The sequence below is a fragment of the Gluconobacter sp. P1D12_c genome (assembly GCF_018812105.1).
In the GTDB taxonomy this organism is placed as follows: Bacteria; Pseudomonadota; Alphaproteobacteria; order Acetobacterales; family Acetobacteraceae; genus Gluconobacter; species Gluconobacter oxydans_A.
Genome location: NZ_JACSIQ010000171.1, coordinates 1 through 613 on the forward strand (window position 1 = coordinate 1; position 613 = coordinate 613).

At 44.4% G+C, this 613-nt stretch carries 1 protein-coding gene; it reads left to right on the plus strand.

Going from position 1 to position 613, the window contains the following annotated elements:
* On the plus strand, positions 1 to 613 hold a 613-nt coding region (locus tag KP705_RS16165), incomplete at both ends, for a hypothetical protein (protein WP_215764980.1).

A 613-nucleotide genomic window follows, 5' to 3' on the forward strand; every position in this document is an offset into this window, starting at 1 on the left:
CTCTGATTGCTTCCGTTGGCTCAATCAAAAATATGGTTCAAATCTGTATTTCAGGGGGACTGAGTTCACTCATAATGAGGATCATGAAACCCTTAACATGCATATGAATATCCTCTTTGATCTGCCGTATTTGAAGGGGAACGGCTGGCAGGATTTTCTTGCTGATGTTCGTGTGAGGATGTCGTGCATTGTTAAGGATGCGGGAACTCTTGAGTCTGTTGATGAGGTCACAAAATATGTGACTAAGCMGAACGATATTGAGAMGATGGAGGATGGCCATCTTGAGTGGTTCTATAATGAGACACTCAATACGCGACTGATACAGAGGTACGGATCGTTTAAGGAGTTCAAGGGGTCTCTTAATGATGAGAGGCTTCGCATCGTTCGAGATCAGTCTGATGGATCTCTGAAGATGATGAAGAAGCGTGTCATCAATGATGCTGAGCTTTTCACGAAGCGTGATGAAGGCGAAGCCACGATAGGTGTCCCTAAATCATTGGATATGTTCGGGCCCGATATTGCTATGGCTCTCTGTGTTGAGCCTTCTCTTGATGGTCGTGTCATCGTTGGTGATGAAATAAAATTCGAGCAGATGGAGAATAAGATTGTTGGG